This window comes from Mesorhizobium sp. DxT, from assembly GCF_058448885.1.
The window spans coordinates 37,224-60,406 of record NZ_JBZFLJ010000014.1 but is presented as its reverse complement, the minus strand read 5'-3'; the positions used below and the strand labels follow the sequence as shown (position 1 = coordinate 60,406).

At 63.7% G+C, this 23,183-nt stretch carries 23 protein-coding genes; 13 read left to right on the top strand and 10 right to left on the bottom strand.

The genetic code is table 11. The features are described from left to right. Positions 1-116: 116 nt before the first annotated feature. Positions 117-749 carry an ATP-dependent Clp protease proteolytic subunit gene (locus tag ACVJNE_RS21930; protein WP_173190847.1) on the bottom strand — a complete coding sequence of 211 codons (633 nt, stop codon included), beginning with the start codon at positions 747-749 and terminating at the stop codon, positions 117-119. A gap of 151 nt (positions 750-900) precedes the next feature. Continuing rightward, entirely contained in the window at positions 901-2,004 is a 1,104-nt protein-coding gene (locus tag ACVJNE_RS21925; protein WP_499568900.1) for an NAD(P)/FAD-dependent oxidoreductase, read from the bottom strand. A gap of 91 nt (positions 2,005-2,095) precedes the next feature. Here ACVJNE_RS21925 and ACVJNE_RS21920 point away from each other — a divergent pair, with 91 nt between their 5' ends. Continuing rightward, a complete protein-coding gene (locus tag ACVJNE_RS21920; RefSeq protein ID WP_499568899.1) occupies positions 2,096-3,340 on the top strand; it encodes a cytochrome P450 in 1,245 nt (414 codons plus the stop codon). Positions 3,341-3,846: 506 nt separating this feature from the next. Here ACVJNE_RS21920 and ACVJNE_RS21915 read toward each other — a convergent pair. From ACVJNE_RS21915 to ACVJNE_RS21895, 5 genes are all read right to left on the bottom strand, one after another. After that, complete coding sequence (locus ACVJNE_RS21915) at positions 3,847-4,197, bottom strand: cupin domain-containing protein (protein WP_499568898.1); 351 nt, start codon at positions 4,195-4,197, stop codon at positions 3,847-3,849. A gap of 4 nt (positions 4,198-4,201) precedes the next feature. Further along, the gene (locus ACVJNE_RS21910) at positions 4,202-5,485 is read right to left on the bottom strand and encodes an O-acetylhomoserine aminocarboxypropyltransferase (protein WP_499568897.1); all 1,284 of its coding nucleotides are present in this window, start codon (positions 5,483-5,485) and stop codon (positions 4,202-4,204) included. A gap of 139 nt (positions 5,486-5,624) precedes the next feature. Beyond that, the gene (locus ACVJNE_RS21905) at positions 5,625-6,146 is read right to left on the bottom strand and encodes a CoA-binding protein (protein WP_499568896.1); all 522 of its coding nucleotides are present in this window, start codon (positions 6,144-6,146) and stop codon (positions 5,625-5,627) included. Continuing rightward, on the bottom strand, positions 6,143-6,622 hold the full coding sequence (locus ACVJNE_RS21900) for a VOC family protein (protein ID WP_499568946.1): 480 nt from the start codon (positions 6,620-6,622) through the stop codon (positions 6,143-6,145). The genes ACVJNE_RS21905 and ACVJNE_RS21900 overlap by 4 nt, the downstream gene beginning before the upstream one ends. Before the next feature lie 237 nt (positions 6,623-6,859). Further along, a complete protein-coding gene (locus tag ACVJNE_RS21895) occupies positions 6,860-7,684 on the bottom strand; it encodes an enoyl-CoA hydratase (RefSeq protein WP_173190838.1) in 825 nt (274 codons plus the stop codon). A gap of 142 nt (positions 7,685-7,826) precedes the next feature. Between ACVJNE_RS21895 and ACVJNE_RS21890 the strand changes: the two genes are divergently transcribed. The 6 genes from ACVJNE_RS21890 to ACVJNE_RS21865 all read left to right on the top strand — a co-directional run bounded on the left by ACVJNE_RS21890 (position 7,827) and on the right by ACVJNE_RS21865 (position 12,390). Beyond that, positions 7,827-8,264 (top strand): PaaI family thioesterase, encoded by a 438-nt coding sequence (locus tag ACVJNE_RS21890; RefSeq protein ID WP_039710419.1) that lies wholly within the window; start codon positions 7,827-7,829, stop codon positions 8,262-8,264. A 261-nt stretch (positions 8,265-8,525) separates the two neighbouring features. Further along, positions 8,526-8,990: a 50S ribosomal protein L13 gene (gene rplM, locus ACVJNE_RS21885; protein WP_173190836.1), complete on the top strand. Its 465-nt coding sequence runs from the start codon at positions 8,526-8,528 to the stop codon at positions 8,988-8,990. Beyond that, the gene (gene rpsI, locus ACVJNE_RS21880) at positions 8,990-9,469 is read left to right on the top strand and encodes a 30S ribosomal protein S9 (protein WP_368804900.1); all 480 of its coding nucleotides are present in this window, start codon (positions 8,990-8,992) and stop codon (positions 9,467-9,469) included. Before rplM ends, rpsI begins: the two co-directional genes overlap by 1 nt. Positions 9,470-9,581: 112 nt before the next feature. Then, complete coding sequence (gene speB / locus ACVJNE_RS21875; protein ID WP_499568895.1) at positions 9,582-10,532, top strand: agmatinase; 951 nt, start codon at positions 9,582-9,584, stop codon at positions 10,530-10,532. Positions 10,533-10,614: 82 nt separating this feature from the next. Then, positions 10,615-11,553 (top strand): N-acetyl-gamma-glutamyl-phosphate reductase, encoded by a 939-nt coding sequence (argC, locus tag ACVJNE_RS21870; protein ID WP_499568894.1) that lies wholly within the window; start codon positions 10,615-10,617, stop codon positions 11,551-11,553. Next, the gene (locus ACVJNE_RS21865) at positions 11,554-12,390 is read left to right on the top strand and encodes an aminoglycoside phosphotransferase family protein (protein WP_499568893.1); all 837 of its coding nucleotides are present in this window, start codon (positions 11,554-11,556) and stop codon (positions 12,388-12,390) included. It begins immediately after the preceding gene. Here ACVJNE_RS21865 and ACVJNE_RS21860 read toward each other — a convergent pair. After that, on the bottom strand, positions 12,380-13,477 hold the full coding sequence (locus ACVJNE_RS21860; RefSeq protein ID WP_499568892.1) for a COX15/CtaA family protein: 1,098 nt from the start codon (positions 13,475-13,477) through the stop codon (positions 12,380-12,382). The two genes, ACVJNE_RS21865 and ACVJNE_RS21860, sit on opposite strands and share 11 nt — an antisense overlap. A 164-nt stretch (positions 13,478-13,641) precedes the next feature. Between ACVJNE_RS21860 and ACVJNE_RS21855 the strand changes: the two genes are divergently transcribed. After that, entirely contained in the window at positions 13,642-13,869 is a 228-nt protein-coding gene (locus tag ACVJNE_RS21855; RefSeq protein WP_421929716.1) for a DUF2842 domain-containing protein, read from the top strand. Between the two features lies 1 nt (position 13,870). Here ACVJNE_RS21855 and ACVJNE_RS21850 read toward each other — a convergent pair whose 3' ends face one another. Further along, positions 13,871-14,914: a polysaccharide deacetylase family protein gene (locus tag ACVJNE_RS21850; RefSeq protein ID WP_499568891.1), complete on the bottom strand. Its 1,044-nt coding sequence runs from the start codon at positions 14,912-14,914 to the stop codon at positions 13,871-13,873. Between the two features lie 95 nt (positions 14,915-15,009). Between ACVJNE_RS21850 and ACVJNE_RS21845 the strand changes: the two genes are divergently transcribed. Then, the gene (locus ACVJNE_RS21845) at positions 15,010-16,227 is read left to right on the top strand and encodes a GNAT family N-acetyltransferase (RefSeq protein WP_499568890.1); all 1,218 of its coding nucleotides are present in this window, start codon (positions 15,010-15,012) and stop codon (positions 16,225-16,227) included. Between the two features lie 3 nt (positions 16,228-16,230). Here the strand turns inward: ACVJNE_RS21845 and ACVJNE_RS21840 are convergent, their stop codons facing one another. Further along, a complete protein-coding gene (locus ACVJNE_RS21840) occupies positions 16,231-18,369 on the bottom strand; it encodes a GumC family protein (RefSeq protein WP_499568889.1) in 2,139 nt (712 codons plus the stop codon). A gap of 233 nt (positions 18,370-18,602) precedes the next feature. Between ACVJNE_RS21840 and ACVJNE_RS21835 the strand changes: the two genes are divergently transcribed. From ACVJNE_RS21835 to ACVJNE_RS21820, 4 genes are all read left to right on the top strand, one after another. Beyond that, positions 18,603-19,160 (top strand): polysaccharide biosynthesis/export family protein, encoded by a 558-nt coding sequence (locus ACVJNE_RS21835; protein WP_368804956.1) that lies wholly within the window; start codon positions 18,603-18,605, stop codon positions 19,158-19,160. A 17-nt stretch (positions 19,161-19,177) separates the two neighbouring features. Beyond that, positions 19,178-20,305, top strand: coding sequence for a glycosyltransferase family 4 protein (locus tag ACVJNE_RS21830; RefSeq protein ID WP_499568888.1), 1,128 nt, complete (start codon positions 19,178-19,180; stop codon positions 20,303-20,305). A gap of 86 nt (positions 20,306-20,391) precedes the next feature. Continuing rightward, positions 20,392-21,927 carry an undecaprenyl-phosphate glucose phosphotransferase gene (locus ACVJNE_RS21825; protein ID WP_499568887.1) on the top strand — a complete coding sequence of 512 codons (1,536 nt, stop codon included), beginning with the start codon at positions 20,392-20,394 and terminating at the stop codon, positions 21,925-21,927. Next, positions 21,924-23,180: an O-antigen ligase family protein gene (locus ACVJNE_RS21820; protein ID WP_499568886.1), complete on the top strand. Its 1,257-nt coding sequence runs from the start codon at positions 21,924-21,926 to the stop codon at positions 23,178-23,180. Before ACVJNE_RS21825 ends, ACVJNE_RS21820 begins: the two co-directional genes overlap by 4 nt. The last annotated feature ends 3 nt before the right edge of the window (positions 23,181-23,183 follow it).

Sequence of the window (23,183 nt, the reverse complement as noted above, 5' to 3'; positions counted from 1 at the left end):
GAAACTCAACATTGGCTTAACGTAGGATGCCACCTGCGCCGTGGGAACAGCAAATTGTGACCGAAATGGCGCAGAGCACGTCAAAAATGCGTCAGAGCCGTTCCCCATGCGCCGGATCAAGCGTCCGCCGGACCCTCGACGGCTTCGCGGCTGGAGATGACCTTGTCGATGAGGCCAAAGTCCTTCGCCTCGTCGGCGGTCATGAAATGGTCGCGGTCGAGCGTCTTTTCGATCGTCTCGTAGTCCTTGCCGGTATGCTTGACATAGACCTCGTTGAGGCGCCGCTTCAGCTTGATGATGTCCTGCGCGTGACGCTCGATATCCGAGGCCTGGCCCGAGAAGCCGCCGGAAGGCTGGTGCACCATGATGCGCGCATTCGGCGTCGCAAAACGCATATCGGCATGGCCTGCCGTCAGCAGCAGCGAACCCATCGACGCGGCCTGGCCGATGCACAGCGTCGACACGGCCGGCTTGATGAACTGCATGGTGTCATAGATCGCCATGCCGCTCGTCACCACACCGCCGGGCGAATTGATGTAGAGATTGATCTCTTTCTTCGGGTTCTCGGCTTCGAGGAACAGGAGCTGCGCGCAGACCAGCGTCGCCATGCCGTCCTCGACCGGACCGGTGATGAAGATGATGCGCTCCTTGAGAAGCCGCGAGAAGATGTCATAGGCCCGCTCGCCACGGTTGGTCTGCTCGACCACCATCGGAACGAGATTCATGTAGGTTTCGATCGGGTCTCTCATGGGTGTCCCTTTTCGGATGGAAATCGGCGCGTAGACGGCCGGAATCGAGGATTGGCGTTACCCGTTAGATAGGATGCCGGCTTTGCCTTGCGCAAGCCCGACGACTGACGAAGGTAAATGCCTCGAAAGCCGAACCCGGCATGTCGTTGCGTCACATATCCTCGGCCCGCAGCCAGCGAATCAGGTCTTGCGTATCCCCGTTCTCGACCGCGGCCGCCACCCGGCGCCCGACGGCCGTGCCGAACTTGTAGCCATGGCCCGAGCAGGCGGAGACGACGAGGCACTTTCCTTTGCGCGTCGCGAAGAAGCGCTGGTCCTCGGTAAAGGTGTAAGCGCAGGTCACGACATTGCTTACCGTGTACTCGTCCACACGCGCGATCGGCGGCGAGAACAGGCGCAGGATCGCTTCGCCCTCCCCGTCTTCGGGCTCGCGCGCGGCATTTGCGTCGTCCTGCTGCCGCTTGTGAAGTCCCGAACCGAATTTGAGGCCGCCATCGCCGGAACGCGGGATGATGTAGCCGTCAGTGTCGCCGCCGACATCGAGAATCACCGGCGCTGCCTCCCATGCCTGCTTCAGATCGGTTGGCGGCTCCAGATAGGAGACGGCTGTGCGATAGGTCGTCAGCTCGGAGACGAGGTCAGGGAAGAGTTTGGTCACCCAGGCGCCCGCCGTGACCACGACCTGATCCGCCGTCAGGCTATTGCCGTCCGCCAGCTTTACGCTGCCCGCCTCGCAGTCGACTGCGACGACTTGCATTTGCTCGCGCACATCCGCGCCGTTGGCACGCAGCCATTCCCCGATGCCGGCGGCGATGCGCCGGCAATGCAGCGCGCCGCCCTCGGGCGAGTGGAACGCGTAACGGAAGCTCCCGGCTTCGAGAAACGGCCAGCGGCGGGCCGCTTCGTCGGCGGAGAACAGCTCGATCGGCCAGCCGCCCTTTTCCATGCCTTCGCGATAGAGGTCGGTGTCGTCGCCCACCGCGCGCGACACGCAGAGGAAACCCCGGGCGTCATAATGGCTCTGCCCGAGATCGCTCCAGAGTGCGTCCCACGCATCATAGGCCTCACTGATCGCCTTGCCATAACCGCTCCCCGGTCCATAAGCACGGCGAATGATGCGGTGGTGGTCACCGGACGCCGCAAGCGGATTGGGGATAGGTCCCTGCTCCAGAAGGGTCACGGCATGACCGCGCCGCGTCAGCTCCCACGCCGTCGAAAGCCCGGCGATGCCTGCGCCGACCACGATCGTTTTCATGTTTCCTGTCCCTCAGATACAGCCGCACCGGCAATTCCGTCGCAACCATAGGGACTGGCACATGCGAAGCAAGCCGCGCTAAGGAAGCGGCATGCAAAAGCCAGACTATGTCGATTTCGACCCAGCCAGCCGCCACGTCCGGCTTGACCCGCACGAGCCGGCATTCGTGCAGGATCCCTACCCCGCCTATGCCTTCTTCCACGCGCAATGCCCGGTCTTCTTCTGGGAAGACTTCGGCCTTTGGTGTCTGGCGGGCTACGAGGCGGTCAACCGCACCTTCCGCGACCGGCGGCTCGGCCGCGAGCGGCCGGGCGGCTACATGGCCAGCGTCGCTGCAAAGGGCGACCGCGGGCACCTCGCCGACTTCGACCGGGCCGAGGCAGGCTCGATGCTGGAGCTCGAGCCGCCCGTCCACACGCGGCTGCGCACGCTGGTCAACCGCGCCTTCGTCTCCAGGCAGGTCGAGCGCCTGCGCCCGCGCGTCGAACGCCTCGCCCACGAACTCATCGACGGTTTCGAGGCGAATGGCGAGGCCGATCTCATAGCCGCCTTCGCCACGCCGATACCCGCCACCATCATCGCCGAGATGATGGGTGTGCCCGCGGAGACGGGGCCGCAACTGGTGGCTTGGTCCAACGACATGGTGCGCATGTATATGCACGCCCCGACACGCGAGACCGAAGAACAGGCAAATCGGTCTGCCGGAGACTTCGCCGCCTTCATCCGCCACCATGCCGAGGAGCGGCGGCGGAAGCCCGGCGACGACCTTCTGAGCGTGCTGATCGCGGCACACGAAAGCGGCGAGAAGCTGTCGGAGGACGAACTGGTTTCCTCGGCGATCCTGCTGCTGAATGCCGGCCACGAGGCGACCGTGCATCAGACCGGCAACGCGATACGCACCCTGCTGTCGCTGGATGGCGGGCCCGCCGCATTCCTCGGCAGCGATGAAGCCGTTGCCGCCACGGTCGAGGAATGCCTGCGCTACGACGCGCCGCTGCACATGTTCACGCGCTATGCCTATGAGGAAGTCGAGCTTGCGCCCGGGATCGCCCTCCAGCCCGGCGAGCAGGTTGCTTTGCTGCTTGGCGCGGCCAACAACGACCCGGCAGCATTCGATGCGCCGCGCAGCTTCAATCCTTCAAGGCAGGACCAGAAGAACGTCTCGTTCGGCGCCGGCATCCACTTCTGCATCGGCGCACCGCTGGCACGACTGGAGATGCAGGCAGCGCTAAAGGTGCTCTTCGAACGCCTGCCAAGCCTCAAAATCGCGGAAGAGCCGCAATATCGCGACATCTACCATTTTCATGGGCTAGAGCGGCTTGTCTGCCGCTGGTGACCGCCATTCCAGACGCCGAAACAAGGAAAGCACTGAGATTGCTCCCAGTGCCTCCCTGTTCAGATCAGACTCTCGATATGGTTACGCCTCGAAGAGACGAAGCCGCACCGAAACCTGTTTCTGACGGTGGTCTCGTGCTTGCGCATTCCCGAAGGAATTTGCCTGCCCGGACCGTTCTCTCACGCCCGAAAGGTCGTTCGAGACACCATCAAAGGACTTTCCCGGCCTTCATGGCAGCATCGGTCCGCCTGTAGCGTTCCAGACCGCCTTCAGCGGTTCCGCTGGACTTTCCGGGTTCGATCTTGCGACGGTTTTGACGCCGTTGCCGCCTCTCTGCCGGAGCGGTCCCAGTTGGACCCTTCAGCTTGTTCCCGCTGTCCGGGCGGGGCCGTTGGGCTCTGAGATGTCCTGAGGGTATGACGCAGCGGCATGCCTGGCAATGCACGTGCGCCTGTGGAAAGCGTGGATATGGGGGATTACGTTGCGGAAAGGGCAATGCGCGCCGCTTACACGCGGATCACATACTCCTTGCGAGTCGTCTCAACGACTTCCCACGTGCCCTTGAAGCCGGGTCTGAGGATGAAGCTGTCACCAGCCTTCAGCGTATGGGCCTCGCCGCCATCCTCGGTGACGATCGATATGCCGGCGAGGATGTGGCAGAACTCCCACTCGTCGTACTCTATGCGCCACTTGCCCGGCGTCGCTTCCCAGATGCCGGCGTAGAGACCGCCATCGGCCTCCTCGACGTTCCAGGTCTTGAAACTGGGCGCGCCGGACACGATCCGGTCGGGGGCCGGAGCCCCCTCTTCCGTCTCGGTGCCGGCGGTCGTGACCGCCAGGAAATGGCTGACATACATGGCGTTATGCCTTGGCGAGAGCCTGCTCCAGATCGGCGATTATGTCGGCGACGTCCTCGATGCCCACCGACAGGCGGATCACGTCGTTGCCGGCACCGGCCGCCGTCTTCTGCTCGTCACTGAGCTGGCGGTGGGTGGTGGATGCCGGATGGATGACGAGGGACTTGGTGTCGCCGATATTGGCAAGGTGGGAGAACAGCTCCACGCCTTCCACCACCTTGACGCCGGCCTCGAAGCCGCCCTTCAGGCCAAAGGTGAAGACCGCACCGGCACCGTTGGGCGAATATTTCTTCATCAGCGCGTGGTTCGGGTCCGACGGCAGGCCGGGATAGGATACCCAGGCGACCTTGTCGTGCTTCGTCAGCCACTCGGCCACCTTCAGCGCGTTGTCGCAGTGGCGCTGCATGCGCAGCGGCAGCGTCTCCAGCCCCGTGGCGATGAGGAAGGCGTTCATCGGCGAGATCGAGGGGCCGAAATCGCGCAGTCCCAGCACCCGGCAGGCAATGGCGAAGGCGAAATTGCCGAAGGTCTCGTGCAGCACCAGCCCGGCATATTCGGGGCGCGGCTCGGACAGCATCGGATAGTTGCCCGACTTCGACCAGTCGAAGGTGCCGCCATCGACGACGATACCGCCCATAGAATTGCCGTGACCGCCGATGAACTTGGTCAGCGAGTGCACGACGATGTCGGCGCCGTGCTCGATCGGCCGCAGCAGGTACGGGCTTGCCATGGTGTTGTCGACGATCAGCGGCAGGCCGTGCTTTCGCGCAATGTCGCCGATCTTCTCGATGTCGACGAAGGTGCCGCCCGGATTGGCGAGGCTCTCGATGAAGATCGCGCGCGTGTTGCCGTCTATTTGCTTCTCAAAGCTCTCGGGGTCCGCCGGATCGGCCCAGCGCACCTCCCAGCCGAAATTCTTGAAGGCATGGCCGAACTGGTTGATCGAGCCGCCATAGAGCTTGTTTGCGGCGACGAAGTTGTCGCCCGGCCGCATCAGCGTATGGAAGACGAGAAGCTGCGCCGCATGGCCGGAAGCCGTGGCAACCGCCGCGGTGCCGCCCTCGAGCGCGGCGACCCGTTCCTCGAGCACCGCCTGCGTGGGGTTCATGATGCGGGTGTAGATGTTGCCGAAGGCCTTGAGCCCAAACAGCGACGCGGCATGATCGACGTCGTCGAAGACATAGGCCGTCGTCTGGTAGATTGGCGTGGCGCGCGCGCCGGTCGCCGGGTCCGGCTGGGCTCCCGCATGGATTGCAAGCGTGTTGAAGCCGGGCGTGCGCTGGGACATGAGTTCCTCCTGACAATTTACAAACCGGCCGCATTGATCGCAAAGCCTGCGAACAAAGGCAAAGACGATTTTTCCGTCTCAAGCGATCGCGGCGCAGATTCCGGCATGGAAAGCCTGGAAAAGCGAAATTCCTTTCCGCTTACCGCTGGCGAATGCCGAAGCTCTGGAAGCCCTGGCGCATCACCGGCTTCTTGGACGAGATGACCCGGCTGTTGACGCCGTTCCAGCCGATTTCGCCCGAAAGTCGGCCATATTCGATCTTGGGGCAGCGATTCATCACCACCTTGATGCCGGCGGCTTCGGCGCGGGCCGCGGCCTCGTCATGGCGCACGGTGAGCTGCATCCAGATGACCTTGGGCAACGGGTCGAGCGCCAGCACCTCGTCGACGATCGCCGGCACCGCCGCCGAGGCGCGGAAGATGTCGACCATGTCGATCGGCTCCGGCACATCGGCGAGACGCGCATAGGTCATCCGACCGAGGATTTCCTTGCCCGCATGGCCGGGATTGATCGGGAAGACCGTGTAGCCCTTGTCGATCAGGTACTTGGTGACGAAGAAGGACGGGCGCACCTCATTGGCGGAGGCGCCCACCACGGCGATCGTCTTTGTTGTGTTGAGGATGTCGGCGATGTAGGCGTTGTCGTAGGAATCGTGGTTCATGCAGGCAGCGAAATTCGCCCTTCCTCGTCGATGGAAAAATCCGGATTGAAGGCAACCTCCCAGAGATTGCCCTCGGTATCCTCGAAATAGCCTTGCACGCCGCCCCAGAAAGCACGCCCTGCCTGTTTGAGAACGCGGCCGCCGGCCTTCTCGGCCCGCGTCAGCACGTCCAGCACATCTTCGGGCGTGCGGGTGTTGTAGGCCAGGGCAACGCCCGCGAACGGCTGCTCCGGCGGCTGGAACGGCGCTGCTTTTCCTTCCTGAACAGCGACGCCCGGCGCGCTGCGGTACGGCACACCGGCATCCCGCGCCAGTTCCTCGCGCGGCCATAGCGCCATGATCACGCCGCCCATCTGGAAGAAGGCCACCCCTTCGGTGAATTTCTCGTGCCGCTCCAGCCCCATCGCCTCATAGAAGGCGACGGCCCGGTCAAGATCGGTGACGCCGAGCGTCACGATCGATATGCGCGGCTCCATCTTCATCGGAAAGCGAAATGGTCCTTCAATATCTCGAACAGTTGACGCGCGGAATCTTCGTCAAGCTGAATAGACTGGCTTAACTTTCCAGGCAGTTCCCGCTCCCTACGCCCAAACGTATCGATCTGGATTAATCGACGCCCATCCAATTCGTACCGATATAGTGTTGCTTCAACAGGATCATGAAGCGCCATCCTCTCTCGGTCGGCTTCTTCGAAACGACTGATCCTTGCCATCCTATTCGCCAGTCCACTGCGGCTTGCGCTTCTCCACGAAGGCGCCGATGCCTTCTTCGGCGTCACGGGCCAGCATGTTCTCGACCATCACCTTGGCGGCGTAGTCATAGGCGTCTGCGAGGCCCATTTCAGCCTGCTCGTAGAACGCTTCCTTGCCGATCTTCAGTGTCAAAGGCGATTTGGAAGCAATGGTTTGGGCGTATTTCGTCACGACCTGATTCAGGTACTCGCGCGGCACCACCCGGTTGATGAGCCCGAACTCGCGGGCCGACGAGGCGTCGATCGTCTCGCCTGTCAGCAGCATCTCCATCGCATGCTTGCGCGACACGTTCCGCGACAGCGCCACCATCGGCGTCGAGCAGAAAAGGCCGATATTGACACCCGGCGTGGCGAAGGTCGCGTGGTCGGACGCGATCGCGAGGTCACAGCTTGCGACGAGCTGGCAGCCGGCGGCCGTCGCCGTGCCATCCACCTCGGCGATCACCGGCTTGGGCAGCCGCACGATCGCCTGCATGAGCTGCGCACAGTCTTCCATCGTGCGCTGGTAGAACTCGCGTCCCCTGTCGGCGTCGGCGCGATGCGCGGTCAGTTCCTTCAAGTCGTGCCCGGCGCAGAACACCTTGCCGGCGGCGGCGATGATGACCACGCGCACCGCCTTGTCCTCGCGGGCGGCGTCAAGTTCGCTGCGCATTGCGGCGATCGTCGCCAGCGAAAGGGCGTTCGCCGGAGGGTTGGAGAGCGTCAGCCTCAGGATGCCGTCGGCGAATGCCGCCCGTACCGGCCCGTCCTGCTGCTCGTCCCTGCGCATCGCAACGACTTCCGCCATTTCATCCTCCATCATCCGTCGCGGGGCCGAGCCCGCACTTTGCCCGGGAAACTAGCACGGGGCGGGTTGAAGGAAAGCGGAGAAATGAGGAAAGTCCGGTTTGACGTTTACGCAAACGGAAGCCACGGGGAGGAGCCCGACGATGAACGCCATGAACCCGGTGATGACGGCGGATGAGGTCAACACCTTCCTCAAACAGGTCTACCCGCAGCTCAACGACGACTTTTCCGATTATCTCGCAACCGACGTCTTTCCTGGCGGCTGCACGGTGCGGCTCAATGCCGGGGAACGCCACCTGCGCCCCGGCAACACGGTTTCGGGCCCTTCCCTCTTCACGCTGGCCGACATCGGCGGCTATGTCTGCGTTCTCTCCCATGCAGGTCCGGATGCGCTGTCGGTCACGACCAACCTCAACATCAATTTCATGCGCAAGGCGGAAGCCGGACCAATCGACGGGCACTGCCGCATTCTCAAGCTCGGCCGCAGCCTGATGGTCTTCGACATCGCCATGACGACGGGCCCGGAAAAGCTGGTCGTCGCCCATGCTACGGGCACCTATTCGATCCCGCCGAAGCGCTGACGCCATCAACTGTACGATTTTGGGTACGGTATTATAACACCTTATTTATAACCGTTTGTTTTTGTTTGATTTTCTGACCCCGCCTACAAAAACATGCGCTTGACGGGTCTTTCGGCTGCGCCTATAAGCCACCGCGAAGGTCGCGGTCCGTCTACGGGCCGCTTCTTTCATGTTGGCCGGACGCCTTTGTCCAACCCAACACAAGCAACAAGAAACGCCTTTCCGTCCCCGGACGGAAGGTCCGAACCGAAAGCAAAGACCATGACAACCTTTTCGCAGAAGCCTGCGGACGTGGTGAAGAAGTGGGTGCTGATCGACGCCGAGGGTCTCGTCGTCGGCCGTCTCGCCTCCATCGTCGCCAACCGTCTCCGCGGCAAGCACAAGCCGACCTTCACGCCCCACGTCGACGATGGCGACAACGTCATCATCATCAACGCCGACAAGGTGGTGCTGACCGGCAAGAAGTACACCGACAAGATGTATTACTGGCACACCGGCCATCCGGGCGGCATCAAGGAGCGCACCGCGCGCGACCTGCTCGAAGGCCGCTTCCCCGAGCGCGTGGTCGAGAAGGCGATTGAACGCATGATCCCGCGCGGTCCGCTCGGCCGTCGCCAGATGAAGAACCTGCGCGTCTATGCCGGCGCCGAGCATCCGCACGAGGCCCAGCAGCCCGAGACGCTCGACGTCGCAGCGCTCAATCCCAAGAACAAGAGGGCCGCATAATGGCTGACCTTTCCACTCTCGCCGAGCAGCTCGGCCAGGCGACCGAGACGGCCGAGACGGCAGCGCCCGTACACGTCCAGAAGCTCGACGCCCACGGCCGCGCCTACGCGACCGGCAAGCGCAAGGACGCCATCGCGCGCGTCTGGGTGAAGCCGGGCACCGGCAAGATCGTCGTCAACGACAAGGAGTACGACAAGTACTTCGCCCGTCCGGTCCTGCAGATGATCCTGCAGCAGCCGATCGTCGCGACCAACCGCAATGGCCAGTACGATGTCATCGCCACGGTTGTCGGCGGCGGGCTGTCCGGCCAGGCCGGTGCCGTTCGTCACGGCATTTCCAAGGCGCTCACCTACTACGAGCCGACGCTGCGCGGCGTGCTCAAGAAGGGCGGCTTCCTGACCCGCGACAGCCGCACGGTCGAGCGAAAGAAGTACGGCAAGGCGAAGGCCCGCCGCTCGTTCCAGTTCTCGAAGCGCTAAGCCGCTCGATTATCGGACAGACGGAAAGCGGGCCTTCGGGCCCGCTTTTTTGTTGCCAGAACGTCGCATTCGGCCAATACCTTGCCGCGCCGGAGAGACTGGAGACGGATCAATGCCCTCGAATGCCATCGACCGCGCCTTCACCGCACGCAAATCCGTGGGGAGCGAGCCTGAGCCGACCTATGCCGGCGCGCTGTCGTTCATGCGCCGCCGCTTCACCAAGGATGTAAAGGGCGCCGACGCCGTGGTGTGGGGCATCCCCTTCGACGCAGCGGTATCCAACAGACCGGGCGCGCGTTTCGGGCCGCAGGCGATCCGGCGCGCATCGTCGATCTTCGACGTCGACCCGCAATATCCGTTCGGCATCGACCTGTTCGAGGCGATGGCGGTGGTCGACTATGGCGACTGCCTGCTCGACTACGGCAATCACCAGAAGACGCCGGCGACCATCGAGCGGGAAGCGGCGAAGATCCTCAAGCACACGGATTTCCTGCTGTCGCTGGGTGGCGACCATTTCGTCACCTGGCCGCTGCTCAAGGCGCATGCCGCCAAGCACGGGCCGCTGGCGCTGGTGCAGTTCGATGCGCACCAGGACACATGGTTCGACGACGACAAGCGCATCGACCACGGCTCCTTCGTCGCGCGCGCCGTACGGGCGGGCATCATCGATCCTGCGCGGTCGATCCAGATCGGCATCCGGACCCACGCGCCCGAGGATTGCGGCATCAAGATCATCCACGGCTACGAGCTGGAGGACATGAAGGCGGCCGACGTCGCCTACGCGATCCACGAGCGCACGGGCGGCAAGAAGACCTACGTCACCTTCGACATCGACTGTCTCGACCCCGCCTACGCGCCGGGAACGGGCACGCCGGTCGCCGGCGGCCCGTCCACCGCCAAGGCGCTTTCCATCCTGCGCCAGATGGGCGGCATCGACATCGTCGGCGCCGACGTCGTCGAGGTCGCGCCTGCCTATGACCATGCGGACGTAACGGCGATTGCCGGCGCTACCGTGGCCATGCACTATCTCGGCCTTCTGGCAGAGCGGCGCGCCCGACGATGAGAAACCGATTCAAGCGCTTGCCGGATTGATTCCGGACGCCAACACAACCATCTGTTTTTCCTGAACTTCGGAACACCGAGCCATGAAACCCAAAATCTTCATCGACGGCGAACACGGCACCACCGGGCTGCAGATACGGCAGCGGCTCGCCGACCGCGGCGACCTCGACATGCTTTCGATTCCCGAGGCCGAGCGGCGCAACCCGGCTCTGCGGCAGGAGATGCTGCAGACGGCGGACATCGCGATCCTGTGCCTGCCGGACGATGCGGCGCGCGAATCCGTGTCGATGCTCGACGGCAACAATTCCACCCGCGTGATCGACACCTCCACCGCCAACCGCGTTAATCCCGACTGGGCCTACGGCTTTGCCGAGATGGATGCCGGGCAGAAAACGAAGATCGCCGAAGCACGCTTCGTGGCCAATCCGGGATGCTATCCGACCGGTGCGATCGGGCTGATCCGGCCGCTGCGGCAGGCTAGGCTGCTTCCGGCCGACTATCCCGTCACCGTCAACGCCGTTTCCGGCTACACGGGCGGCGGCAAGCAGATGATCGCGCAGATGGAGAACGAGGACGCGGCCGACCACATAGCCGCGCCGCACTTCCTGTACGGGCTCACGCTCGGCCACAAGCACGTGCCCGAACTGCAGATGCACGGCCTGCTCGACCGCCGGCCGCTGTTTTCGCCGAGCGTCGGCCGCTTCGCGCAGGGCATGATCGTCCAGGTGCCGCTGCACCTTGCGGACATGGCCGGCCAGCCCACGCTTGCCGACCTGCACGGGGCGCTTGCGGCGCACTATGCCGGGCAGGACATCGTAGAGGTCGTGCCGCTCGAAACGAGCGCCAAGCTGGCGCGCATCGACCCGACCGAGCTCAACGATACGGATCGCATGAAGCTCTTCGTCTTCGGCACCGAGGGCGGTGGACAGGCCAATCTCGTCGCCGTGCTCGACAATCTTGGCAAGGGCGCGTCTGGTGCGGCCGTCCAGAACATGGACCTCATGCTCGGCAAGGCGGCCTGAGTGCCGCCTGCCCTTCCCGCCGGTTGGGACATCGCTGATCCGAGGCTGCTCTCCAACGGGATCGGCGGCCGCGTCTGGCGTGTCACGCTGCCCGACGGGCAGCCGGCTGCGCTCAAGCAGGCGAGCATCCTCGCGCAGAAGGAAGTGCCCGGCGGCAATGACTACCTGCGCTGGCTCGACGGCGACGGGGCGGTGCGCCTCCTTAATGAGCACGGCGACCTGTCGCTAATGGAATGGGCCGGCGAGCGGACACTGCTCGCGCATCTGGAAGACCATGGCGACGACGCGGCCACGGCAATCGCGGCCGATGTGGTCGCGCGGCTTCATGCGACGCGAGACTTGCCTGCCCCGCCCTCGCTGACGACGCTGACCGACAACTTCGCCAGCCTGTTCGCGAAGGCCGAGGAAGACCGCCGCGAAGGCCGGCGCAGCCAGTTCGTCGAGGCGGCGGAAGTGGCCGCCCGGCTGCTGGCCAACCAGCGTGACGTACGCCCGCTGCATGGCGACATCCATCACGAGAACATTCTGTACGGGGCACGCGGCCGGCTCGCCATCGATCCGAAAGGCGTGCTCGGCGATCCGGCCTTCGACATCGCCAATCTCTTCTACAATCCCGTGGAATCCGAACTCCGGACGAGCGAGACACGGGCCGTGTCGATGGCGACGATCCTCGCCGACAGCCTGCGCTGCGACATCGGCAAAGTGCTCGACTACGCCTTTGCATTCCCGGCGCTTTCCGCCTCGTGGCATCTGGAAGACGGGAATGACGAGGAAGCCGACCGCAGCCTCGCCGTTGGTCGCGCTGTCGGGGCCGCGCGACGGCAGGTCAGGTCCTGACGGCAATCTCCGTCTGGGGAGGATAGGCACCCTTGGTCCCGCGCCAATGCGCGGCTGCGAAACCCAGCACGACGATCGCAAGGCCGTGATGCGTCAGCGCGGCGTGCAGGTTGACGACCGAAAGCAGCGTGACGATACCGATCACGGCCTGCAACGACACAATCAGGAAAAGCACGATGGCGCGCCGCGCATGCATCGAGCCGGGCTCGGTCCGCCATGTGGCGACCGCGTGCCAGGCTGCCGCCGCAAAAACGATATAGGCGCCCAGCCGATGCATGAACTGCACCGTCTTCGGGTTCTCGAAGAAGTTCGCCCAGAGCGGCTGCATCGTCAGAAGCTGGTCCGGCCAAAGCCTGCCGTCCATCAGCGGCCACGTGTTGAACGTCATGCCGGCATGCAGCCCGGCAACCAGCGCTCCGAAATAGATCTGCAGGAACACCAGCACCAGCATCCAGCCGGCAAAGCGCTGCGTTTCCCGGCGCGCCGGCCCTGCCGAATGCGGCGCGAGCCCGCGCGCGATCAGCGTCGTCGCGGCAAAGATCAGGCAGGCCAGCATCAGGTGCGTGGCCAACCGGTACTGGCTGACGGAGACGCGCTCCGAAAGGCCCGAGGCCACCATCCACCAGCCGATGAAGCCTTGCAGGCCGCCGAGCGCCAGCAGTCCGAGCAGCCTGGGCTTCAGACGGCTCTCGAGCCGCCCGGTCAACCAGAAGAAGGCGAGCGGGATCGCGACCAGGAAGCCGACACCCCGCGCGAGCAGCCTGTGCGCCCATTCCCACCAGAAGATGGTCTGGAATTCGCCAAGGCTCATGCCCTTGTTGATCTGCTCGTATTGCGGGATCTGCCGGTATTTTTCGAACTCTTCCTGCCACTCGGCTTCGTTGAGCGGCGGGATGACGCCGTGGATCGGCTTCCACTCGGTGATCGAGAGGCCAGAGCCCGTGAGCCGCGTCGCCCCGCCGACGAGGAACAGCGCCAGCAGCACGACCAGAACGATGTAGAGCCATACGCGCACATAGAGGCGGTTGCGCTGCTCGCGGTCCTTGGTCCGGAGCGGTTCATCTGCGGAAAGCGCGTGGTCTGCCATGCGGCTGGTCCTCAAGGGAATTTGGCGGTTGTGTCGTGGCTCATCGCCGTCTGCAAGGCAAGGAACGCGTACGCGACACGCCGTCGCGCCTGCAAAGCCCACGCGACCAAAGCATTTGCGCCGCCCGGCCGATCGGACTATGTGATCGCGCAAAGGAAATGCCAATGCCCGTGCGCCTGAAGAAACTGATCGGAACTGTACTGCTGGTGCTGCTAGTCGCCGTCTATGCGATCCTCGCCACGATCATCGCCGTCGCGCAACTCGCCGAATCCGGCCCGCTGGTCCACCTCGCCTATTTCTTCTTCACCGGGCTTTTGTGGGTGCTGCCGGCCATGGTCATCATCAAGTGGATGGTGAAGCCGCCGCGCGCAAAAGCCGGCCCGCAGCTTTGACCTAGACCGTTACCACCCGGCGCCCACGGTTGCTGAGCGGGGTCGTCAGACCGGACAGCAGCGTACGCACATAGCTCAGACGCTGGAAATTGCCATTGATCGAGATGCGCGGCAGCGCGTGCAGGTGATGCGCGTGTCCCTTATGCAAAACGCCGTGCCGCGTCGTCACCGCAGAGGCAAAGCCTGCTTCCCGCGCAAGCGCCACCTCACGTGCGCCCACGGCTCGTTCGTAGCCGTAGGGATAGGCGAAATGCGAAGGCCGCATGCCGGTCTCGGCCTCTATGCCGGCGGCCGAGGCGGACATTTCCCGTAGCGCCACCTGCTCCTCGAGCCGCCGCAGATTGTAGTGGTGCATCGTGTGCGCACCGATCGTTGCAAGCGGATGCGCCGAAAGTCCCCGGATTTCATCCCAATCCATAAAACGCCGGCCATCCGCGGTGCTTTCCGGCAGCGCGCCGATCTGCCGGAGAAAGTCCTGCTGTCCCGCCTCCGGCACATCGTTGGTCAGCCGCTCCATCAACGAGCGGGCAACGGAAAGTTTGTCTGCGGGGTCCGCGCAAGCGAGCGCTGCCCCACCCTCGCCCTCAGGCAGATAGATCGCGTCGGAGCGGGCCACCTTCTCCTCCACGACCTCCCACCATGGTGCCACCGCGCCGCTGGTGAGCCCGGGGGCCACGTAGACGGTAAACGGCGCATCGTGCGTTTCGAATACGGGCAGCGCATCGGTCAGATTGTCGAGCCAGCCGTCGTCCAGCGTGATCGCGACGGCTCGCCGGCCACCCGCCGGCAGCCGCTCGAGCAACTCGTCGAGCGACACCAGCGCCAGCCCGCGCCGTTTCAGATCGGCGAGCAAACGGTCCAGAAAGTCGGGTTCGATCGACAGATGGCTGTTGAGCCCCAGTGGCGAGGTTGCATGCCTATGGACCCGATGAAGCATCAGTATCGCGCCGGCACCAGCCAGCAACGGCGTCGAAAGCGCCGCGAGGCCCGACCACCAGCCCGCACCGAGCACCAGCTTTCGGGCTTTCTCGCGCGCGTCGATCATTGATTCACCTTTTCAGCCTAGTCTTCCCGCCCGCATGGCACATTTCGGCCGCGACATTCGATGTTGAGGCCACTCTAGGGCCGAAGGATTGCGGTATGGTTGACATCGGCGCGACGACAAGAGCAGCGGAAACATCCCGTAACGATGGGAAGGCGGCCCCAACGCGCGCTGCTTTCAGCCTCGACGTGCGCTCGGCAAACGAAGCCGCGCTTTCCGACTACGAAGCCTTCTGCGCCAGCGCTGTTCATGCACAGGCCCAGCACCCACTCTGGGTTCGATCCTGGATCGATGCCACCGGGGCCGATGCACTGATTACAACGGTGAGCCGCGACGGCAGGCCTGCGGTATCGCTGGCGCTGGAGGTTGTTCGCTCGGGCGGCTTCGGCATCGCGCGCTTCATCGGCGGTAGTCATGCCAATGGCAATTTCGCCGCCACGGCGCCCACGGCCACGCACCCCCTGACGGACTCGGAGGCGCAAGCGCTGTCTGATGCCCTGCACGCAGCCCGGCCCGACATCGACCTCGTCCTGCTCGAGCGGCAGAACCCGCGATGGGAAGGCCGGGAGAACCCGCTGCAACGCCTTGCCACGGTCGAAAGCCCCAACGTCTCGCTGGCCGTCGATCTATCGGGCGGCTTCGACGAAATGCTTTCGCGCCACAACGGCAAGCGCAAACGCAAGAAGTTCCGGCTTCAGCTCCGGCGCTTCGAAGAAGCGGGCGGCCATCGGCTTATCGAGGCGCGTACCGTCGAGGATGTCGATCACCTGATGACCGCATTTTTCGAGTTGAAGGCCGCGCGCTTCGGCAAGCAGGGCATAACCAATGTCTTCGAGCCCGCCGACGTACAGGCATTCTTCCGCAAGCTGTTTACCGATGCGGTTCGCCAACCGGCCCCGCCCTTCATCCTGACGGGCATCGAGGTCGCCGGCGTGCTCCGCGGCATCCACGGCATGAGCGTGGTTGCAGACGGTGTCGTTTGCGAGTTCAGCGCCATGCTGGAAGACGAACTGCAGATCAGCCCCGGCTTCTTCCTCGACTACACCGCGATGGAAGAAGCCTGCGCCAAGGGCATGAAGTTCTTCGATTTCAGCGTCGGCGACGAGGATTACAAAAGAAGCTGGTGCGATCTCGAAACCCGCCAGTTCGACACCCTGATGCCGCTGACGACGAAGGGGCGTATGCTGCGCGGCTGGAAGATTGCGCGCAGCCGGGCAGTGCGCGCGGTCAAGTCCAATGCGACCCTCTGGGCGCTGACGAAGCGTCTGCGTGCCGGCGTGGCGGGCGGCGCGAAGCCGGCCGCGTCCGACGACTGACCCTTACGCGGCGGAGCGGCCTTCCGGCGCCGGCGGCAGAATATGCCCGACCGGCGTGACCATGTGAACATGCTCGTAGCCATTGGCGGCCAGGTCCGCCGCAACATCGGCTACCGCCTCATCCTCGGGCTCTATGACGCTGACCAGCACCTCGGCACCGTCGTCCACGACGCGGCTGATGCCGTGCGCGTTTGTCGGGCCACATTCGACCACAACCATGTCATAGGCCGTCGTCAGCGAAGCCATGATGATCGGCAGCCGGTCGGAGGCGCGCATCGCCTTTTCCGCATCGGCGGTGCCGACTGGAATGACATGGCAATCCGAATAGAGATCGCCGCGGATGACGTCGGCGAACTGCGCCTCCGAAGCCAGCAGATTGGTGATACCCGGATAACGGCTACTCTCAAGCATCGAGGACGATGCAGCACCCGACACGGTCAGATCGAGGAACAGGACACGTAGGCCAGCATCACAGACTGCGCGCGCGACCATCACCGACGTTGCCGCCGCCTCGTCCCCCTCGGGCGAGACGAAGATCGCGCGCACGGCGCCGCTGGCAACGAGGCGGTCCGCGGCCGCGTCGATCGACAGTTCATCATCCGGGCGCTCGGCCCTCACTTCCTCGGGCTCGTCTTCGTCAGTCACTTCCTCGGCCGTTTCGGCTTCCGCCTCGTCCGAAAGTTCCGGTTCGACAACCGGCATGACCACCTGCTCGACGGGCTCGAACGAACCCGTCGCTGGACGCATCGCACGGCCGCTGAACAGCTCACGCAGCATCAGCACCACCGCCACGACCAGGATCGTCGCCACGAATGCCGCGATCATGATCGGCAGCGGCTTCGGGAAGTAGGCCTTGAAGGGCGGCGTGGCGCGCGAGAAAATACGCGCATCGGCGGGCAAATAGTTGCGGTCGGCGCGCGATGCCGCTTCCCGATAACGGGTCAGGTACGATTCGAGCAAGGCCCGCTGCGCCGTCGCCTCGCGCTCCAGCGCGCGCAGTTCCACTTCGTCCTCGCCAGCTCGGGCCGACTCCGCCTTCAGCGTGTTCAGATCCGCAATAAGCTGCTGCTCGCGGGCCTGCGCGGTCGAAACCTCCGTTTCGAGACTTGCCAGAACCTTCTGCACTTCCTGGCGAAGCTGCTGATCGGTCTCGGCAAGCTGCGCATTGAGCGCGCGGATACGCGGATGATTGTTCAGCAGGGAGGCGGAAAGGTTGGCGAGGTCTGCCTCGATCTGCACCTGGCGCTCGCGAAGCCGCTGCACCAGCGGCGCGTTGAGCACGTCGGCAACGGTATCGACGCGTTCCCCGGAATCGAGCGCGGCGCGAATGGCGCTGGCGCGGCCCTCAGCCGCAGACCGGTTCGCACGAACGCGGCTCAGTTCCGTCGACAGCTCCGAAAGCTGCTGCGTGGCGAGCAGCGAATTCCCCTGGCCCACGACCATCAGATCGGCCTTTGCACGATAATCGGCCACGCGCGCTTCAGCTTCTCTCACGCGCTGCCGCAGATCGGCAATCTCCGGCTCCAGCCAGTCGGTCGCTTCCGAGTTGGATGCCCGCTTGGCAGCCTCCTGGACAGCAATATAGGCGTCGGCGATCGCATTGGGGACGGCCGCGGCCAGCTTGGGGTCTTCCGAGGAGAACTGAACGACGATGACGCGCGAGCGCTCAACGCGATAGACGACGAGCTTCTCGTTCATGGCCTGCAGCACGCGCTCCTCGGTCGGTGCCTGCGAGGCGTCGCTGCGCAGACCAACAAGCACCAGGAGATTACCGAGCGTCGAACGTTGCCCCGTGCCGCCGAATTCTTCGAGACTTGCAAGGTCGAGCTTGCGCGCCACGTCGCGCAGGATGTCCGCGGACGAAATCACCTCGACCTGGCTGGCAATCCCCTCCTCGTCGAGAAGCGGACGGTCAGCGTCGGCATTGCCGGTGCTGGGTCGCGTGTAAACGGATTCCCTGCTCTCGATGAGTATTCGCGTCTCGGCGCGATAGAGCGGGGTTGCCATGGACATCAGCAGGAAAGCGCCGGCCGCGACCACAACGGCGACCACGAGAATGCGCAACCAGTTGCGCAGCAGGCTGCCGAACAGCTGGGCCAGATCCACATCGACGTCGCTGACGGCCGGTCGTACTTCAGACATTTACCTCAACCCCGGTTACGCGTTTGGCAGCATGGTAAAGACGCATGGTAACCGGCGAGTTAAGCGTGCGGTAACGGTCCATTCTTCTTTGCTAATGGACCGTTAATTCAACCCCCCACATTCACCGAAAAGCTCATCCGCTTTACCGGCCATTAACCTTAACGAGACGATAAATGCCTCGTTCGATCCACGGCCGCGGCTCATCGCGGCATCAGGAAGGTCGTCAGCAGGTCATGAAAAGTCATCTCGCAGCCGCGATAGCCATTTCGATATTTCTAGCGGGATGTTCCGGCTACCGCCCTGCCCCCGCAGCGTTCCACGAAGCGATCAATGAGCCCTATATCGTCGATGCGGGCGACCGGATCCGCGTGACGGTCTTCGAGCAGGAAACGCTGACCAACACCTATGCCGTCGACCAGTCGGGCTACATCGCCTTTCCGCTTGTCGGCGCGATCGCTGCCCGCGGCTACACCGTCCAGCAGATCGAGGGCCAGATCGCGCAGAAGCTGCGCAACGGATATCTGCGCGATCCCGACGTGTCCGTCGAAGTCGATCGCTACCGCCCTGTCTTCGTGATGGGTGAAGTGGGTGCGGCCGGCCAGTATTCCTACGTGCCCGGTATGACGGTTCACAAGGCGGTGGCGGCTGCCGGCGGCTACACGCCGCGCGCCAACCAGAACAATGTCGACATAACCCGTGACATCAACGGCAAGGTCATGACAGGACGGGTGACGACCTCCGACCCGCTGATGCCGGGCGACACGATCTACGTCCGCGAACGCTTCTTCTAGGCCGGGAAGACCAGAACGTGGCCAGCGGCCTGCGCATCATTCACTGCTTTCGCTCGCCAGTCGGCGGCATATTCCGCCATGTGCGCGATCTGGTCGCGGCCCAGGCGGCGGCGGGGCATCAGGTCGGTATCATCTGCGATTCCTCCACCGGCGGGGAACTGGAAGAGCACTATTTCGACGAGATTCGCGGAATGCTGGCGCTTGGCGTCTCCCGCATCACCATCCACCGCCACATCGGACCGGGCGACATCGCCGCCGGTTGGCGCACCTACAAGCTTATCAAGGAATTGCGGCCGGACGTGCTGCACGGGCATGGCGCCAAGGGCGGCGCGCTCGCGCGGGTTTTCGGCTCACTTCTGCGGGTTTCCAGGTTTCGCGTAGCCCGCCTCTATTCCCCGCATGGCGGCGTTCTCCATTACGACGCGGGAACGCCGAAGGGGCGCATACTGTTTGCGATCGAGCGGCTGCTGGGCCGCTTCACGGACCATGTGCTGTTCGTATCGGACTATGAGCGGCGCACCTTCGTCGAGAAGATCGGCGAACCGACGTGCGCGGCCAGCCTGGTCTACAACGGTCTCAACGACAAAGAATTCGAGCCGGTACCCGCCAATCCGGGGGCTGCCGATTTCCTCTACATCGGCATGATGCGCGACCTGAAGGGCCCCGACATATTCATCGATGCGCTTGCCGCGGCTTCCGGCAAGGTCGGCCGCCCGCTTTCGGCGGTTATGGTCGGCGACGGCGCAGACCTCCCATCCTACAAGACACAGGTGGTCGAGCGCGGTCTTGCAGAGCATGTCCAGTTTCTGCCGCCAATGCCGGCGCGCAAGGCGTTTGCGCTCGGGCGGATCATCGTGGTCCCGTCCCGCGCCGAGGCCATGCCCTATATCGTGCTCGAAGCGCTGGCGGCCGGCAAGACGATGATCGCCACGACCGTCGGCGGCATTCCGGAAATATTCGATCCCGCCTCCCCCGCCCTGGTTTCACCCACGGTCGAGGGTGTGACGGCGGGCATGGCCGGCGCAATCGGCGACGAGCATTGCTTCGCAGCGGCAATGCCCAGCCAGACGGAACTGAGGTCGCGCTTCGGGGCCGCCGTGATGGCGCAACAGGTCGAAGACGCCTATCGCGCCAGCCTCTCTTAAAAACTGTCCGCGGCGGCTCGCTCTCCCGCGTCAATGTTTCCTTAGCGGCTTTCTGATAGGGAAACGGCGATCCGGGAGCAGACAAGATGGCCGAGAACGATCCCGCCATGCGCTTTAGCAGCCAGGCGATACGCACCTTCAAGGAGGGCGAAGCGCCCACGGCCGCAGCCGAACTGAACCCGACGGCGCGCCAGATCGCGACCCAGTATCGACGAGACAGCATGTCGCCGGTGATGGTCAGCGGTGTCCTGCGCTTCGTCGAGTTTATCCTGCTCGCCCTTTCGGGGCTTGCGATCTACGCGGTCTATGTCGACGTCCACCATGCGTTCCTGTGGCAATATCCGCTGCTGATTCTGGGCACATCGGCTGTCGCCGTGATCCTGCTCGAGATCACCGACAACTACCAGATAGCGCGCCTACGCCAGCCGATGAACAATCTCGGCACCATCATCCTCGTGTGGGGCGGCACGCTGGCATTGACCACCGTGGTCGGCTTCTTCCTCAAGGTTTCGGCCGATTTCTCGCGCTTCTGGCTTGCGTCCTGGTTCTTCACGGGGCTCGGGCTCTTGCTTATCCTGCGGTTCGTTATGGCGCGGATGGTCCGCCGCTGGGCGAGAAACGGGGCGATGGAGCGCCGCGCCGTCATCGTGGGCGGCGGCCAGACCGCAGAGACCCTCATCCGCTCCATCGAACAGCAGCCTCACAACGACATCCGTATCTGCGGCATTTTCGACGACCGCGACGACCGCCGATCGCCGCCGATCGTGGCCGGCTACCCCAAGCTCGGCAATATCGGCGCGCTGATAGAATTCGCGCGCATCGCCCGGATCGACATGCTTATCGTCGCCCTTCCCCTCACCGCTGAAGCACGCGTGCTGTCGCTGCTGAAGAAGCTGTGGGTGCTCCCTGTCGACATTCGCCTGTCCGCGCATTCCAACCAGCTTCGCTTCCGGCCGCGCTCCTATTCGTTCATCGGCTCCGTGCCGATGCTCGATGTGCTCGACAGGCCGATCAACGACTGGGATTCGGTAGCCAAGCGGGCTTTCGACATCGTCTTCAGTCTCATCGGTATCATCGTTTTCTCACCGATCATGATCGCGACGGCCATCGCCATCAAGCTGGAGAGCAAGGGGCCGGTGTTCTTCAAGCAGAAGCGGCACGGCTTCAACAACGAGGTCATCGACGTCTACAAGTTCCGCTCGATGTATGTCGATCAATGCGACCCGACCGCACGCAACGCCGTCACCAAGAACGATCCGCGCGTGACCCGCGTCGGCCGCATCATCCGCAAGACCTCCATCGACGAACTGCCTCAGTTCTTCAATTCGCTGATCGGCAACCTTTCCCTGGTCGGTCCGCGCCCGCACGCCGTATCCGCACAGTCGCACAATCGCCTCTATCATGAGGTGGTCGACGGCTATTTCGCGCGCCATCGGGTCAAGCCCGGCGTCACCGGCTGGGCGCAGATCAACGGCTGGCGCGGGGAGATCGATCACGACGACAAGATCAAGATGCGTACCGAGTACGATCTCTACTACATCGAGAACTGGTCTCTCTGGTTCGACCTCAAGATACTGCTGTTGACCCCGATTCGCCTGCTTAACACCGAGAACGCCTATTGAGCACGGTCACCGCCAACGGCCTGCCGCGCACGCTCGTTCATGCCAAGGCGCTCTCGCTTGTCGCATCGTCGGCGGTCGCGCTTGCGGTTTTCCTGCTCGGCTTCGTCATCCGCGAGCCCGCACCCTACGAGCTCTTCATGGCGGGCCTCATCGGCGTGTGGTTCCTGTTCGGACTGCGGCTGTCCCGCCATGCAGTCGCGCTGCTTGCACTGCTAGCCGCTTTCAACATCGGCGGCCTTCTGTCGATGACGACCATGGGCGATCTCTACACGACGCCACTCTTTCTGGCCGTTTCGCTGTTTCTCGCCTTCACGGCTGTATTCTTCACGGCGATTCTTGAAGCGGACCACCGGCGCTACAAGCTGATCTTCATCGCGTGGGTGGCCGCGGCGCTGGCAACCGGAATGCTCGGCATCGCAGGCTATTTCGGCCTGTTTCCCGGAGCGGAGGTCTTCACGAAGTTCAACCGCGCGACCGGAGCGTTCCAGGATCCCAACGTCTTCGGTCCGTTCCTGGTTCTGCCGGGCATCTATGTGCTCTACCGGCTGCTGACGGGAAATCCGCTGCGGCTACCGCTCTATGCCATCAGTTTCGTCATAATCGTCACCGCGATATTCCTGTCGTTCTCGCGCGGCGCGTGGGGCCTGTTCGCGGCCGCATCGATGATGCTGACGGCAGCCCTCTTCCTGCAAAGCAACAGCGGACTGTTCAGGCTGCGTGTGGCGCTGATGGCGGGGCTTGCCGTCATCATTCTCGCAGGCGCCATCCTCGTCGCCATGCAGTTGCCCGGCGTGTCGGACCTTTTTTCTACCAGAGCCAAGCTGGTACAGGACTACGATGGTGGCCAGCTCGGCCGCTTCGCGCGTTTCCCCATCGGGTTCGGCATGGCGACGGAGAACCCGCTTGGCATCGGCCCGCTGAACTTCGGCCGCACCCTTGGAGAAGACACGCACAATGTGTGGCTGTCCTCGCTGATGAACTATGGCTGGCTGGGGTTTGCCTCCTTCTTCACATTGGTTCTAGCGACCGTGGCAGGCGGCTTCCGCATTCTCTTCCGCGACAGGCCATGGCAACCCTATCTGCTATGCGCCTATGTGACGTTTCTCGGTCACATCGCGCTCGGGACGGTGATCGACATGGACCACTGGCGGCACTTTTACCTGCTCATCGGACTGATATGGGGCGCAATGGCACTCGAAACCCGCTATCAGCGAGCCTTGCAGGCCGGAGAGCAGCCTTTCCCAAGCGCCTGACAT